The sequence below is a fragment of the Kiloniella antarctica genome (assembly GCF_042682825.1).
Taxonomy (GTDB): domain Bacteria; phylum Pseudomonadota; class Alphaproteobacteria; order Kiloniellales; family Kiloniellaceae; genus Kiloniella; species Kiloniella antarctica.
In genome coordinates, this window is record NZ_JBHUII010000001.1 from 291081 (window position 1) to 305747 (window position 14667).

A 14667-nucleotide genomic window follows, 5' to 3' on the forward strand; every position below is an offset into this window, starting at 1 on the left:
CAGTGATGGTACGTGCCGCCAACATGCGGCCAGGTCGTCGGGTGTTACCGCACAGCCATGAGTGGTGCCAACTGGCCTACGCCTCTGAGGGGGTTCTGGCCATCTATACTGATCAGGGTAACTGGGTCGTGCCGCCACAACGTGCAGTTTGGATTCCCCACGGAACCGTGCATGAGGTTTATTCCCCCCATGGCTCAAAATGGCGCGCGGTACATCTGGATAACAACTTTGCCCATAGAATGCACAATACCTGCTGTGTGATCTCCGTCTCCGCTCTACTCCGGGAAATGCTGATCCACGCCGCGACCATGCCAGTTGAATACGACGAAGAAGGCGCAGATGGGCGTTTGATGCAAGTATTGATGGACCAGATCAGGGCAGCCAGAACCGTGCCCTTGCATTTGCCAATGCCACAGGATGCAAGATTGCGTCGAGTCACTGAGTGCTTCATCAACGACCCATCAGCTCCTCGTGGACTGGAAGAGCTGGCCAGCGAGGTCGGGGCCAGCAGCCGCACTCTTGCAAGATTGTTTTCCAAAGAGCTTGGCATGACCTTCCGCCAATGGCGTAGCCAATGCCGCCTGATGGCTTCAATGGAGCGTCTGGCGCTCGGCGAACCAGTCACCACTGTTGCAATTGATCTGGGCTATGATAGTCCCAGCGCCTTCATTGCCATGTTCAAACGTACTTTAGGAAAATCACCCGCAGCTTATTTTACACGCTGATCATTTGTTCAAAATACCTATTTTAGAACAGAAAACGCAGCTTATTTCCAACGCATGCATAGAACGCATAACGGCACTGTAATAATGTAAATCGACATTATAAAAAAAATTGCTACATTCAGGTCATCGGATGTTGCTCTGCAATATCTGGTTGGACTGACTGTTGAGCTTGCTCCGGTTGGTCTATTTCCAGGCTTCGGCCTGAGGGTTTTCGGACCCTACGTCTCCCAGACGTGAAACCTCCCTGTTTGACTTGCCTCCAAGCCTTGTGCTTGGAGGTTTTTTTTATCTGCTTTCTGGTCTCCTGTTGCGGACCTTAATCTCCCTAACGCAACACCGATAGTTTCCCTACACACTCCGATCTAATTCAACTCGTATCAATACTAGAATAACCTAGCCGTACGCCCCTTATAGTTGACGATACACGGTTCATGGGCAAAAATTCGGCTCAATATAACTTCCATAAAAATTGCCGGAATTTAATCATGCACATCAAATGTTTAATCAGTGTAGTAATGTTAACCTTACTCGCAGGATGTGGCGTGTCGGCAACATACCAAACCAAAGGAAGTTATTCTGGAGAAACTCAAAAACAGTATACCTATGCACTGCTGTCACCTCTATCTCACCCTCTTTCAAAACAAGAGATGCAAGGCTTTCTCCTCGAGAAAGGCTACACGGTAATTCCTGATAAGCTATATAAAATCATACTTGAAAATTTCATAATACAGGATGCACTTGTCTTTCAATGCAATGCTGCAGGCACGGCTGAAAGAGCTGTCATTGGTATATCTCAAAAGGTCAGTTGTTCAGCTGTAGATTATATATCTGGTAAACGGATATATAATGGTTTTGGTGAACATATGGGCGATTTTGAAGAAGATGACTTCATCGGCGCAACTGCTGCTGCTTTAAACAACATTTCCTATACAGGAGAAAGTGGCCATATCCTATCTCTTCAAGAACTTGCAACAAGTTTTGCAGCAAGAGAGAATTCACCCCCTGACCATGAGGAAGACAACAAATCAGAAGCATCTTTTGGAACTGGTTTTTTTATAAACAATAAGGGCTTTATCGCAACAAACCATCATGTAATTGACGAATGCAAGAGCATCTCAGTTGAGACAAATATAGGTAACATCGCCAGTGCAGAAATCGTCACTTATTCTGAAGACAATGACTTAGCAGTAATTAAAACCAGCATAAATTCAAAAAAATATGCCTCTATCTCTGCTCCTCCATTACAAGGTGAATACGTCGCAACCTACGGATTCCCATTGATTGGGCTTTTATCAGATGACGGTATTTATACCGATGGCCGAATTAATGCGTTAAAAGGTTTTGGCGGTGACAAAAATTATCTTCAAGTTTCTCTTCCTGTACAATCTGGAAATAGTGGGGGAGCGCTCGTAAACAAATACGGGCAACTCGTTGGTATAATTGCCTCAAAGTTAAACGCCATCAAAGTCGCAGATATGACTGGAGAAATCCCCCAGAATGTTAACTTTGCTGTCAAAGAAAGTCGTCTAACTCGTCTTTTGGACCGGGTAAATATTCTGTACAGTTCAAATCACTCAGGTAAAAAAGCTTATTTACCTGAGGATTTAAATAAAGAAATCAAAAGCTATACCGTACTCATCTCCTGCCAGTACTGACTTAAACGCTATATGTTTTTTATGTAAACAACCGCTCGCCTTTGATGCTTTTGTATAGGTCGGCCACTTCATCCGCATAACCATTAAAGGGAAGTGTCGGAACTCGTTCGCTTTTGCCTAACGGTTGTTCCGTGGCCTGGCTCCAGCGCGCGTGTGGCACTTCAGGATTTACATTGGCCCAAAAACCATACTCAGAGCCCTGGATTTCCTCCCAGAAGGAAACAGGGCGCTTATCCGTAAAGGTAAACTTAATAATAGCTTTGGTTGACTTAAACCCATATTTCCAAGGCGTAACCAAACGTAACGGCGCACCGTTTTGTTTTGGCATCGGCTTGCCATAAATTCCCGTCGCTATAAACGCGAGATCATGGGTCGCTTCTTCAATTGTCAGCCCCTCAATATAAGGCCAAGGATACCAGTGTGCTTTTTGACCCGTAGCGACATCTGGTAAGTTGAAGGTCTCCATACGAAGGTACTTTGCACTGGAAAGCGGTTGCGCGAGTTCGACAAGCTTTCGAAGAGGAAATCCCGTCCAAGGAACAGCCATGGACCAAGCCTCGACACAACGGTGACGATAGAGTCTTTCTTCGAACTCGATCTTGGAAAACAAATCATCTATGTCGAGATTCATTTCCTTTTCGACCATACCATCAATGACAATTGACCAAGGACGTATAGACAAAGATTGTGCTTTTGCATGGATATTTTTTGAAGAACCAAACTCGTAATAATTATTATAAGTGGTAGCCAACTCTTCCAGGCTCAATTCACGATCCAGCTTATAGCTTTCGTTGCGCGTAGCCGGATAGTATTTAGCACTGGGATCCAAGCTGCTTAATGGTGTTTTAACTGGCGTTGCCGCTGTGGCTTCAGCACTTTGTTCCTCGCAACCCGCAACCATACCTGATGAAAGAACCACTGAGCCTAAAGCAGCTTTTTTAAGAAAACTGCGACGATTCAAATAAACGCTCTCAGAGGTTGTCTGATTTTCCTTCAGTTCCCAACGCTTGCGTAACTTGATCAACATTCTTTATTCCTCTGTCTAATTTCTCCTACAGAGATAACCTCTTGTGCTCTCACAAACAAATCACCGCTTCGCGAGTTCGTTGTGTACACTCTCCCCAATATAAGAAAGGGTGCATCAAATGATGCACCCTTTCTCTCTTAATAACCAGATGAACTTGCGGGGATGTAAGGCCCCACATTGGGTTTTCACCGCAAGAGGTCACCACCACGAGAACAAATTCGATCTTAGTCCGTCAAGGCTTCACATGCCTTCTTGATACGCTCACAAGCTTCTTTTAAGGCTTCTGTAGACGTCGCGTAGGAAATACGGAAATAAGGGGAAAGCCCAAAAGCTTGTCCTTGAACCGCAGCCACACCCGCACTTTCAAGCAGATAGGTCACGAAATCGCCGTCTGAAGAGATCCGATTGCCGTCAGGTGTTGTTTTGCCGATTGTTCCTTCACAAGAAGGATAAACATAAAACGCACCTTCTGGCTTGGAGCAATTGATACCTGGGCAATCGTTAAGTAAATCAACAACCATATCACGACGCGCCTTGAAGACATCGTTGTGTTTGGCAATAAAGCCCTGGTCGCCCCGAAGAGCTTCAACCGCAGCAGCTTGACTGATTGAGCAAGGGTTAGAGGTACTTTGTGACTGGATTTTCGCCATTGCCTTGATCAAAGCAGCTGGACCACCGCAATAACCGATGCGCCATCCTGTCATGCAATAGGCTTTGGATACGCCGTTCATGGTCAGGGTACGGTCATAAAGCGAAGGTTCAACCTGTGCCGGAGTGACAAATTCAAAGTCGTCATAGACGAGCTTTTCATACATATCGTCGGTCAGGATCATTACGTGTTCATGACGTTTAAGAACATCGGTCAGCGCCTTCATCTCATCATAAGAATAGGCGGCACCCGTTGGGTTGGAAGGGCTGTTGAGAAGCACCCATTTGGTCTTATGGGTAATTGCTTCTTCCAGGTCTTCTGCCTGTAATTTGAAGCCGTTACTCTGCATACAAGGAACCGCAACAGGCTCACCATCTGCAAGAAGAACCATATCTGGATAGGAAACCCAGAAAGGGGCAGGAATAATAACTTCATCTCCGGGATTTAGGGTCGCCATGAAAGCATTATAAAGAATCTGTTTGCCGCCAGTCGCAACAGAGATTTGATCTGGTGTATACACGAGACCGTTATCCTGTTTAAACTTTTCACAGATAGCCGCCTTAAGTTCTGGCGTTCCATCAACAGCGGTGTAGCGGGTGTCACCACCTTTTATCGCGGTAATCGCGGCAGCTTTGATGTTATCCGGAGTTTCAAAATCCGGTTCACCAGCGCCAAGGCCAATTACGTCACGGCCTGCAGCTTTAAGCTCACGGGCTTTGGTAGTTACAGCAATAGTCGGAGAGGGTTTGATTCGCGAGAGGCGATCCGCAAGTTGCGGCATGACCTTATGCTCCTGTTGTTTCGCCGAACTCCAGATTAAAGCACCTAGATCGGACTTACGAGTTTCAAGACGGGGTTATGCACTGCGGCACCGTAATATAACCAACATAGTGATCGCAACTGTGAATCTGTAAAAGTCTTCACTTTCTGTGCATTTTAACCCACGAGTGGTATTTAATATCTAAAATTCCATGATTAGTTAGTGATCGTCATGAGGAACAAAACCCTGTCAGCTACGGATCAGAAAAAACACCAAATTGCCTTATTTAATCTAAACAACTGTCACAGTTGACCGCTATCTAAATAGTCGAGCAGATTTATTATCCAAAGTTCGTTTGAATAAACTTTCCAACTAAATTAGCTATATAAAGATATGAGGAGTGCGCGGGATGCAAAGAACTGGATATGTCCGCGATACATATAAAACTAGTGATCGCAAAACTGGCCTTTTAAGTTTAACACTGCTTCTGGTCACCCTTTTATCTATTTCCACCGTATCTGTCTCACTTGCCGCGATTCTCTCGCCAGAGAAATTCCTCGCTGATCGGATGGTCGATCCTAACAACACTGGGCAAAAAATTTCAACAATTAATAAGAACTAACCTTAAGCTTTCAAAACACAATTGAGTATCCGTGGGCTTAATGCTCAAAGCCTTAATACCTCGAAACGCTGAGCAATGATTTCTTCTCGAACCTACTTGGCATGAATACGGAGGGGCAAGGATTAACGGCACCTAAGGATGTGTACAAAGGACGAGATCGAAAATCTGGCACGATAAAGTGGAGAGGCCCAGCTGTTGATCTTAATCTTTGGCTCAAACTCTCAACTCCGGACTATAGCAGGAGCTTTATGTCAGTAATAACGACAGCAGAAATTCATAACTGATTTTGTGGCAGCATGGGACAAGATGATGAGCCTTGACCATTTTGAGCTTACCTGATCCCACAATATACAACATACAGCGCTCCCTATCAGGCTAAGCAACTAAGCCTGATAGGGAAACTTTGGCGCAAGGTCATTCTACAAGCGCATCTTCACCATCAAATGTCGCGGCAAGCGCGTGCATTACCGCCGCGATACGAATGGCATCTTGAATACCTTCTTTGGATATACCACCCGCAGCAACTTGCTTTTCGTGGGATTCAATGCACATACCACACCCATTTATCGACGATACAGCCAGTGACCAAAGCTCAAAATCGACCTTATCAACGCCTGGACGACCAATTACGTTCATGCGTAAACGGGCTGGAAGTTTTAAATAGTCTTCATTACCGCTGAGGTGCGCAAAACGATAATAGATATTATTCATCGCCATAATCGATGCGGCCGATTTTGCAGCGCTATACGCTTCTGGTGATAATTTTTCTTTAGCTTCGGCGTTGATAGATTTGATAACCAAAGCATTGCGACTTGCCAGAGCAGACGAAAGAGCAGTCCCCCAGATTTGTTGTTCGTTAAGTACTGTTGAAGTCAGAACATTCGTAATGTTCAGCTTCAGGTCTTTTGCATAATCTGGAACAGCAGATTTCAAATCATTTATTGACATAAGATTATCTCTAAATACTGAAATGGAGGAAATACAAAAAAGGCGGGCTCGGTTCCCCGTACCCGCCTTTTCTTTTACTTAAGCGTCTTAAGCGACTTTAAGAACATCGTCGCCTTTATTCCAGTTGCATGGACAGAGTTCGTCGGTCTGCAAAGCATCTAGAATACGAAGCGTTTCTTGTGGATTACGACCAACATTTAGACCGTTCACACCAACGTGCTGGATAATACCATCTGGGTCGACGATAAATGTTGCACGCAAAGCTACACCTGCATCCGTATCAAGAATGCCAAGACCTTCACAAAGCTCACGCTTAATATCTGAAACCATTGGGAAAGGAAGATCGTTTAGGTCTTCGTGATCCTTACGCCATGCCATGTGAACGAAATCACTGTCAGTGGAAACACCCAGAATTTGTGCATCGCGATCTTCAAACTCTTCGTTCATTGCACCAAAAGCAGCAATTTCAGTTGGGCAGATGAATGTGAAATCTTTAGGCCAGAAGAAAACGACTTTCCATTTACCTTCGTAGCTTTTGTCAGAAATATCAACGAACCCATCAGATGGATTATTGGATACAACACCTGTTAGTGCGAATTCTGGAAATTTATCACCAATAGTAAGCATTAGTTCGTACTCGTCCTTATAGTCATGCTCTTACCGTGAGCGCCGGATACAATGAATAAATATGTGATTGCGCATTGCCCCGCGCTGAGGGTATTTTCATGTCGAGAACTTAATAGACAGCTGTATAAAAAGTCAAGATATAGTTAGAATAATTCTAATTAACAACTAGCGCTCATTTCCTGATACTTAACCTAATATTATATAAGGGTAACCTGTTTACCGCAGAGCCATTTCAAGAAAGACAAGACGTACCTCATGAAAAGCCCTTTATCCCTCTGGATCAAGTCCCAATTTAGCCTCCTCCCCAATCCAGATGCGGATCGAAGCCAAAAATACGGCAATGAGTTACGCAAGATACTTTCTAAGGAAAATTGTAAGGAAGCATATCAGGAAATACAAAGCTGGCCAGACTACAAAATCAGTGATCTCATCTCTCTGCCTGAACTTGCCCGGACACTTAATTTCGTCGATATAAGTTTCAAGGATGAGAGTAAAAGATTTAATCTTGGAAGCTTTAAATCTTTGGGTGGAGCTTACGCTGTCTTCAAACACATTCAAAATATTGTTAGTACAAAAACAGATAAATACATCAGCTCAGATGTCCTCAGGACTGGCCAGTACCAAGATATCACGTCACAGATAACAGTGACGACAGCCACAGATGGCAATCACGGAAGATCTGTTGCTTGGGGTGCAAAGCTATTTGGTTGTTCAGCCACCATATATGTCCCCGCGTCTTGTAGTCAGGAACGCATAGACGCAATCAAGGAGTTTGATGCCGAAGTCATTCAAACTGATCTGTCTTATGATGATACCGTACGATTATGCGCCAATTTTGCCCAACAGAATAATCATCAAGTAATATCAGACACTTCTTGGAACGAATATATTGAAATTCCTGCCCAGATAATGCGTGGCTACAGCCTAATAGCACAAGAAGCCATCCTCGAATATTTCACCAGAGCATTTCGTAAAGCGATCCCCCCAAGCCACGTATTCATACAAGCTGGAGTTGGTGGGTTAGCTGCAGCGATTACCGGGTATTTATGGGACCTTATGGCAGAGAAGAGGCCTATTATTGTTGTTGTAGAACCTGAAAATGCTGCCTGCCTTTATGCCTCAGCTGCAGAGGGGATTTTGACCAAAGCCTCTGGAGACAAAGAAACTGGTGAGGTACACACGATTATGGCGGGACTGGATTGTGGTGAAGCGTCCCCTATTGCCTGGAAAATACTTTCAAAAGGCGCTGATTTTTTTATGACCGTGCCAGATGACATTACTGGCCCGACAATGAAATTACTTGCTAAATCACCCTTTACAGATCCCACAATTATCGCAGGAGAGTCCAGTATTGCTGGTTTAGCTGCGTTGATTATGGCCGCCAGTCACGATGAAACTCGTCAGGCCCTTGGCTTATCCCCTGATTCGCGTATCCTGCTCATCAATAGTGAAGGCGCAATGGATCAAACGCTATATCAGAAACTGGTTACTGAAGATCAGTCCCAGTAAACCACCAGGAACCCAACACCAATTATTTCAGGTTAGTACCGAGAGCACGCATGACTTCTTTGCTTATTGAACGCGCCGCAGATAGCTTTTTTAAGGATGATTCAAAACCATTTCGGCTTGAGTCAGAATACTCACCTTCGGGGGATCAACCCCAGGCGATCAAAGAGCTTTGCGAAGGCCTAAGTGAAGGCGAGAGAAGCCAAGTACTTCTGGGGGTAACAGGGTCAGGTAAAACTTTTACCATGGCCCAAACCATCCAAAAATTACAGCGACCCGCTTTGATCTTAGCACACAACAAAACGTTGGCGGCTCAACTCTATACCGAGATGAAAGGTTTCTTTCCAGATAATGCCGTTGAGTATTTCGTTTCTTACTACGATTATTATCAACCCGAAGCCTATGTCGCGCGCACAGATACATATATTGAAAAAGATAGCTCTATAAATGAGCAAATCGACCGTATGCGACACTCAGCAACCCGTGCCTTGTTTGAGCGTGACGATGTAATCATCGTTGCATCAGTCTCTTGTATTTATGGTATCGGCTCACCTGAAACCTATGCTCAAATGACATTGGGTTTAAAAATTGGCCAAGAAGTCGACATGCGCGACATTCTGAAATCTTTGGTCGAATTACAATATACCCGTAATGATATTGCCTTTGGACGCGGCACCTTCAGAGTACGTGGTGACACTCTTGAAATATTCCCCGCGCACTATGAAGACCGTGCGTGGCGGGTTTCCATGTTTGGCGATGAAATCGAAACTGTTCAAGAGTTTGATCCTTTAACCGGTGGTAAGACGGCCGATCTTGAAGGGATAAGAGTCTATGCGAACAGTCACTACGTAACACCAAGACCAACTCTTATTCAGGCAGCAAAAGGGATAAAAGCTGATTTAAAAATCCAGCTCCAGAGATTCAACGAAGAAAACAAGCTTCTTGAAGCCCAGCGCCTGGAACAAAGAACAGTATTCGACCTTGAAATGATTGAAGCCACCGGAGCCTGTGCAGGGATTGAAAACTATTCCCGTTACCTTACAGGACGTGCTCCAGGCGAGCCACCACCGACACTGTTTGAGTATCTACCGGATAACGCCCTACTCTTTGTCGATGAAAGTCATGTCACCATTGGTCAGCTTAACGGCATGTACAATGGTGACTTTGCCCGTAAATCAAACTTATCAGAATTCGGCTTCCGTCTCCCCTCTTGTATTGATAATCGGCCTCTCAAATTCCAAGAATGGGAAGCCATGCGCCCTCAGACAGTTTTTGTCTCGGCCACACCCGGACCTTGGGAAATGAACGAGACAGGAGGCGTCTTCGCAGAGCAAATCATCCGTCCTACAGGATTGCTTGATCCGGTTTGTGAAATCCGGCCTATTGAAACCCAGGTCGATGATTTAATAAAAGAATGTAGAGATGTCGTCAGCCGCAACATGCGTGTCCTGGTAACAACCCTGACCAAACGTATGGCTGAAGACCTCACAGAATATCTCCACGAAGCAAATTTAAAAGTCCGCTATATACATTCTGACATCGACACTCTTGAACGTATCGAAATCATTCGCGACCTTCGCAAAGGAATTTTTGACGTCCTGGTCGGCATCAACCTTCTCCGCGAAGGTCTTGATATCCCAGAATGTGGTCTTGTCTGTATTCTAGATGCTGACAAAGAAGGCTTTCTACGTTCGACAACCGCTCTAGTTCAAACCATTGGACGCGCAGCACGTAACGTCGATGGTAAAGTCATTCTTTATGCCGATAAAATGACAAAATCACTGACAAAAGCTTTAGATGAAACCAACCGTCGTAGAGAGAAACAACAGGCGTACAACGAGGCCCACAACATTACCCCCGAATCAATTCGTAAAAAAATCGACGATATATTAGGATCAGTTTACGAAAGCGACCACGTTACTGTTGATATTAACGATCTAAGTACTCCGAATATGGTGGGCCATAACCTGAAGTCTTACATCGATGACTTAACCAAGCGCATGCACGAAGCCGCCGCAGATCTTGAATTTGAAGAAGCCGCCAGAATGCGGGATGAAATCAAAAAACTACAAGAATCAGAGCTTGGAATTGCTCCTCCGGGAAGCCCTAACTTATCTGATCGTATGGCAATGGCCGAAGCAACGTCCAAGAGCAAGAAGTACAAAAGAGGACGAAAAGGAAAATAATCAACAAGTTAAGAAAACATACATCTGCAATGTGAGAAGATGTCCCCACATTCCTTATATACAGGGGTATTCATATCTAATTTATGGGATTTATATATGACTGTCACTGATAAAGAAAAACCCCCTAAGTTCTATACTTGGCAAGACTTGGATGCCTTTAATAAACTTAGCATAGCGATTTGGGTTTTTGATATTGATGACCATAAAATTTGGTGGGGAAATGAATCTGCACTTGAATTTTGGGAAGCAGATTCTCTTGATACTCTTATCGCTCGAGATTTTTCGTCTGACTCAAGTTCTGTCCGACGAAGATTAGAGGGTTTTTTTTCTAATACATCACAGGGCAATCGTGTTGAAGAAAACTGGACACTCTACCCCAATGGCCACCCCAAAATGGTCATTGTTACATTTACTCCAATCCTCATAGAAAACGGTAACCGCGCAGTAATTACTGAGGCTAGTCCACAGATCAGGGCAGAACTTGATCATCGCGCCAAACGCATTTTAGAAGCTGTTCGACATACGCCACTGATGATTAGCACCTTTGCAATTGATGGAAAATTACTCGCCCAAAACCCGTCTGCAGCATTAATTTACGATATAGAAGACAAGCCAACAACCACACTGGCAGAGCGTTACAACGCCCCAAACATTATCAAAGAAATTATTGATAACCAGGAAACCGGGAGCCCTTTTTGCCGAGACATTAAAATCCAAACAGCCATAGGAGATCGTTGGCACACTTTAACCACCGAGTTTGGTCTGGATCCTGTTTCTGGCGCAAAAGTTATTGTTGCCACGGAAGAAGATATCACCGAAAGGGTCATGGCCCAAGAAGAGTTGAGACGTCTCAATCTGGATTTAGAACAACGTGTGAACGAACGAACTCATAAACTCACCCTTGCCCGTCACGAAGCTGAATCAGCAAACAAATCCAAAGGTAATTTTCTGGCAACCATGAGCCATGAACTCAGAACGCCCTTGAACGCGATTATCGGATTTTCCAGTATGCTAGAACATCAAATTTATGGCCCCATAAATGACAAACAAAGTTCAGCGTTAAAAGATATACATTGCAGTGCGCAACATTTGTTGGAGCTTATCAATGAGCTTCTTGATGCATCCACAATTGACAGTGGAGAATTAAACCTTTTTGAAGAATATTTTAAGCATGTCACTCTTATTGATTATTGCCGCGCAACTTTTGAACTTGAAGCAATAAAAAAAGAACAAACTTTCCTCGTTCAAAACAATGTTACTGGGATATCAATGAAAGGAGATTCCAGACGATTCAGACAAATCCTTATCAACCTTATCAGCAATGCTATCAAGTACACTCCCAACGGTGGCACAATCTCCTTAGGCGTTGATTATGATGCTACAGGTAACATTGTTTTCACCATTAAAGACACCGGCATAGGTATACCTGAAGATCGTCGTAATGATGTATGTAAACCATTTACACAGGCGGCAAGTTCTTCTTGGGCATCAGGAAAAGGAGTTGGATTAGGGCTATATATAGCCTCTCGATTGGTCGCTGCTCATGATGGCGAACTCGTAATAGAAAGTATGCCCAAACAAGGGACAAAAGTTTCGGTTATTATCCCCAAATCAAGACTAAACGAGAACATCGATCCCAACACTTCACACTAATCTCTTTTAAATTTTTAAGAAAACATTCATCTCAAGGAATTGAAATTTCATTTTCGCGACACAAAGTTAATAAAATGAATCTTCATCAAAAAAAGAGTTTTACAGCACGAAAAAAGCAGGGCTCAAGACTCTAAACGTTTCTTCCTGACAACCCGGATGAACAAGTCCACACAATTAAATAAACTCAGTTTCTCTTACTCTGAAAGTGACGTTCTTATCCAGATAAATAAGCCCTATTTTCGACATATTTCAACTTCTTCTATTGAAAACTCTTCACTCTAGGGGCATCTATTGGCCTATGCCACTCGCATCCAGCAAAATGCGGGGCAACAAGTGTGCAAAACAGAAAGAGCTAACACACATGACAGCGACAGCATTTCTATTCGCCGGCGGTGGCCTCGTCCTCTTAGCAGTAGGTGGTGAGATTCTCCTCCGTGGTGCAATAGGGATTGCGAATAAGCTCGAAATTTCCCCCATGTTAATCGGGTTAACCATCGTGGCTTGCGCCACGTCCATGCCGGAATTAATGGTTACCCTCACTGCGGGATTAGACGGCGCGACAGATATCGGTGTCGGTAACGTTGTCGGCTCAAACATTGCCAACATTTTATTAATCCTTGGTGTTGGTGCTTTAATATCGCCTCTGGCAACTAAGCCTTGTGACGTTATGCGCGATGCCATTGCCATGCTAATTGCGACCGCTATCTTTATTATCTTTGCTCTTATTGGCACCTTCACGATCTGGCACGGAATCTTCATGCTGGCAATGCTGACCTTTTATATTTGGCGCAGCTATTATCGTGAAAAAAAATGTAACCCCAAAGAAGAAGCTAATCCAGAACTTGCCGAAGAACTCGAAGCGGCACCCGGCTCCATCCCCTTAGCTCTATTTTTACTTCTCGTTGGTGTTGGCGGGCTTATTATCGGTTCAGAACTCCTTGTAGACGGCGCAGAGACTATTGCTCGCGCTGCAGGGATTTCTGAAACAGTTATCGGCGTTACGCTTGTTGCCTTAGGAACCTCATTACCTGAGCTGGCTACAGCCGTTGTAGCAGGCATTCGTGGACATACCGAAGTCGCCCTTGGCAACGCCCTCGGATCGAATATTTTCAACATACTTCTCATCCTTGGCGTTCTGGCAATTGTCTCCCCTTTTACTGTATCTCCCGCTATTTTGGAGTTTGATATGTGGGTGATGGCAGGCGTTAGCCTTCTTGTTATTCCCGCGATGTGCCATTCTGGGAAGATCTGCCGCATAAAGGGTGTTTTCTTTATCGCTCTTTATGCCGCATACATTCTTTATCAGTTCAAAGATAAACTGTTAGTAGCCTGACACCGAAACTACATATTACGTACGCTTTAACCTTAACAATCGAGCAGATGATATTTGTCTTTTGACCTCTGATATATCAAAGCGTAAATTGGCGCCCAATCAATGCCGTATCACATACGGATATATCCTCATTTGATAAAAGAGAAGGAATGTCAAAAATGGCATCCGTAAATAAAACGACAACAGATAGTAACCTTACAGAGCAGAAATTGGTCGTACGGGATCTTTCTCTTAGCTGCAACATTGGCCTCACTGAAGAAGAACGTATCCGACCTCAGCGGTTGAAACTGAACCTTGAACTTACGTTGAACCCGATACCTGTTCTCAAGGACGAAATTGATGAAACCATCAATTACGGCGTGCTCGTAAAAAAAGTTCGTAATGTGTGCCTGGAGACCAAAGTGAAACTTTTAGAAACTCTGGCTAACGACATATCAGAAACTTGTTTCTTCGATGACCGCATTAAAATCGTGCACATGCGCATAGAAAAGCTGGACCGCTATCCTGATGTCGCAGGTGTCGGGATTGAAATCACACGAACCCGTACTTAGGGTAAAATATATAATCGATAAAAAAGGGACTGATTTTTTCAGTCCCTTTTTTATCGATTATGTCGATCTATGAATTTATTAACTGTCTTATTTTTTAAAAACACTGCCTGGATCATTCTCTAGAGTCGCCAACAAATCATCCATTATCAAAGAGAGAATCTAGACAAATCAAAGAGATTGCTCATAAAGCTCCCTCACTTGTGCACAGGAGAAATCTTTCTGTAATGGTCAAGACTAAAAAAAACAAATATTTTTCCATATAGGAGCGTTGACTTTAAATAAGATAATAAATTCAATAACTTAAAAATAATGCCTATTTTTTGAGCAGCTTATTGTAACACTAGTGTTTTCAAGGGGTATACGCAAACGCACACAAGATAGTCACAAAGTTATCCACAGGAATCGTGGATATAATTTCAGAGGGT

12 protein-coding genes and 1 pseudogene are annotated in these 14667 nt (G+C 43.9%); 9 read left to right on the forward strand and 4 right to left on the reverse strand.

What is annotated here, in order from left to right:
• Positions 1–5 precede the first annotated feature (5 nt).
• The 3 genes and pseudogenes from ACFSKO_RS01390 to ACFSKO_RS01400 all read left to right on the forward strand — a co-directional run.
• Positions 6–254 (forward strand): annotated as a pseudogene (locus tag ACFSKO_RS01390) (AraC family ligand binding domain-containing protein); the annotation flags it as partial.
• A 54-nt stretch (positions 255–308) separates the two neighbouring features.
• A complete protein-coding gene (locus ACFSKO_RS01395; RefSeq protein WP_380249414.1) occupies positions 309–725 on the forward strand; it encodes a helix-turn-helix transcriptional regulator in 417 nt (138 codons plus the stop codon).
• Between the two features lie 542 nt (positions 726–1267).
• A complete protein-coding gene (locus ACFSKO_RS01400) occupies positions 1268–2380 on the forward strand; it encodes a S1 family peptidase (RefSeq protein WP_380247613.1) in 1113 nt (370 codons plus the stop codon).
• Between the two features lie 19 nt (positions 2381–2399).
• Here ACFSKO_RS01400 and msrP read toward each other — a convergent pair whose 3' ends face one another.
• Both msrP and ACFSKO_RS01410 read right to left on the reverse strand, forming a co-directional pair.
• Positions 2400–3407 (reverse strand): protein-methionine-sulfoxide reductase catalytic subunit MsrP, encoded by a 1008-nt coding sequence (gene msrP, locus ACFSKO_RS01405; RefSeq protein ID WP_380247615.1) that lies wholly within the window; start codon positions 3405–3407, stop codon positions 2400–2402.
• A 224-nt stretch (positions 3408–3631) separates the two neighbouring features.
• A complete protein-coding gene (locus tag ACFSKO_RS01410; protein ID WP_380247618.1) occupies positions 3632–4837 on the reverse strand; it encodes a pyridoxal phosphate-dependent aminotransferase in 1206 nt (401 codons plus the stop codon).
• 388 nt (positions 4838–5225) lie between these two features.
• Here ACFSKO_RS01410 and ACFSKO_RS01415 point away from each other — a divergent pair, with 388 nt between their 5' ends.
• Positions 5226–5438 (forward strand): hypothetical protein, encoded by a 213-nt coding sequence (locus ACFSKO_RS01415; protein ID WP_380247620.1) that lies wholly within the window; start codon positions 5226–5228, stop codon positions 5436–5438.
• A 414-nt stretch (positions 5439–5852) separates the two neighbouring features.
• Here the strand turns inward: ACFSKO_RS01415 and ahpD are convergent, their stop codons facing one another.
• The gene (gene ahpD / locus ACFSKO_RS01420) at positions 5853–6386 is read right to left on the reverse strand and encodes an alkylhydroperoxidase, AhpD family (RefSeq protein WP_380247622.1); all 534 of its coding nucleotides are present in this window, start codon (positions 6384–6386) and stop codon (positions 5853–5855) included.
• An 87-nt stretch (positions 6387–6473) separates the two neighbouring features.
• Positions 6474–7013 carry a peroxiredoxin gene (locus ACFSKO_RS01425; RefSeq protein ID WP_380247624.1) on the reverse strand — a complete coding sequence of 180 codons (540 nt, stop codon included), beginning with the start codon at positions 7011–7013 and terminating at the stop codon, positions 6474–6476.
• 255 nt (positions 7014–7268) lie between these two features.
• On the opposite strand from ACFSKO_RS01425, the gene ACFSKO_RS01430 reads away from it, so the two are divergent.
• The 5 genes from ACFSKO_RS01430 to ACFSKO_RS01450 all read left to right on the forward strand — a co-directional run bounded on the left by ACFSKO_RS01430 (position 7269) and on the right by ACFSKO_RS01450 (position 14242).
• Positions 7269–8522, forward strand: coding sequence for a diaminopropionate ammonia-lyase (locus ACFSKO_RS01430; RefSeq protein ID WP_380247626.1), 1254 nt, complete (start codon positions 7269–7271; stop codon positions 8520–8522).
• Positions 8523–8572: 50 nt separating this feature from the next.
• Positions 8573–10705: an excinuclease ABC subunit UvrB gene (uvrB, locus tag ACFSKO_RS01435; protein ID WP_380247628.1), complete on the forward strand. Its 2133-nt coding sequence runs from the start codon at positions 8573–8575 to the stop codon at positions 10703–10705.
• A 96-nt stretch (positions 10706–10801) separates the two neighbouring features.
• Positions 10802–12358: a PAS domain-containing sensor histidine kinase gene (locus ACFSKO_RS01440; RefSeq protein WP_380247630.1), complete on the forward strand. Its 1557-nt coding sequence runs from the start codon at positions 10802–10804 to the stop codon at positions 12356–12358.
• Between the two features lie 361 nt (positions 12359–12719).
• A complete protein-coding gene (locus ACFSKO_RS01445) occupies positions 12720–13691 on the forward strand; it encodes a calcium/sodium antiporter (RefSeq protein WP_380247632.1) in 972 nt (323 codons plus the stop codon).
• Positions 13692–13849: 158 nt separating this feature from the next.
• A complete protein-coding gene (locus tag ACFSKO_RS01450) occupies positions 13850–14242 on the forward strand; it encodes a dihydroneopterin aldolase (RefSeq protein WP_380247635.1) in 393 nt (130 codons plus the stop codon).
• Positions 14243–14667: the final 425 nt, after the last annotated feature.

Coding starts and splice junctions, on each gene's coding strand:
- ACFSKO_RS01395 (WP_380249414.1), top strand. CDS start 309: ATGCCAGTTGAATACGACGAAGAAGGCGCAGATGGGCGTTTGATGCAA.
- msrP (WP_380247615.1), bottom strand. CDS start 3,407: ATGTTGATCAAGTTACGCAAGCGTTGGGAACTGAAGGAAAATCAGACA.
- ACFSKO_RS01410 (WP_380247618.1), bottom strand. CDS start 4,837: ATGCCGCAACTTGCGGATCGCCTCTCGCGAATCAAACCCTCTCCGACT.
- ACFSKO_RS01415 (WP_380247620.1), top strand. CDS start 5,226: ATGCAAAGAACTGGATATGTCCGCGATACATATAAAACTAGTGATCGC.
- ahpD (WP_380247622.1), bottom strand. CDS start 6,386: ATGTCAATAAATGATTTGAAATCTGCTGTTCCAGATTATGCAAAAGAC.
- ACFSKO_RS01425 (WP_380247624.1), bottom strand. CDS start 7,013: ATGCTTACTATTGGTGATAAATTTCCAGAATTCGCACTAACAGGTGTT.
- ACFSKO_RS01430 (WP_380247626.1), top strand. CDS start 7,269: ATGAAAAGCCCTTTATCCCTCTGGATCAAGTCCCAATTTAGCCTCCTC.
- uvrB (WP_380247628.1), top strand. CDS start 8,573: ATGACTTCTTTGCTTATTGAACGCGCCGCAGATAGCTTTTTTAAGGAT.
- ACFSKO_RS01440 (WP_380247630.1), top strand. CDS start 10,802: ATGACTGTCACTGATAAAGAAAAACCCCCTAAGTTCTATACTTGGCAA.
- ACFSKO_RS01445 (WP_380247632.1), top strand. CDS start 12,720: ATGACAGCGACAGCATTTCTATTCGCCGGCGGTGGCCTCGTCCTCTTA.
- ACFSKO_RS01450 (WP_380247635.1), top strand. CDS start 13,850: ATGGCATCCGTAAATAAAACGACAACAGATAGTAACCTTACAGAGCAG.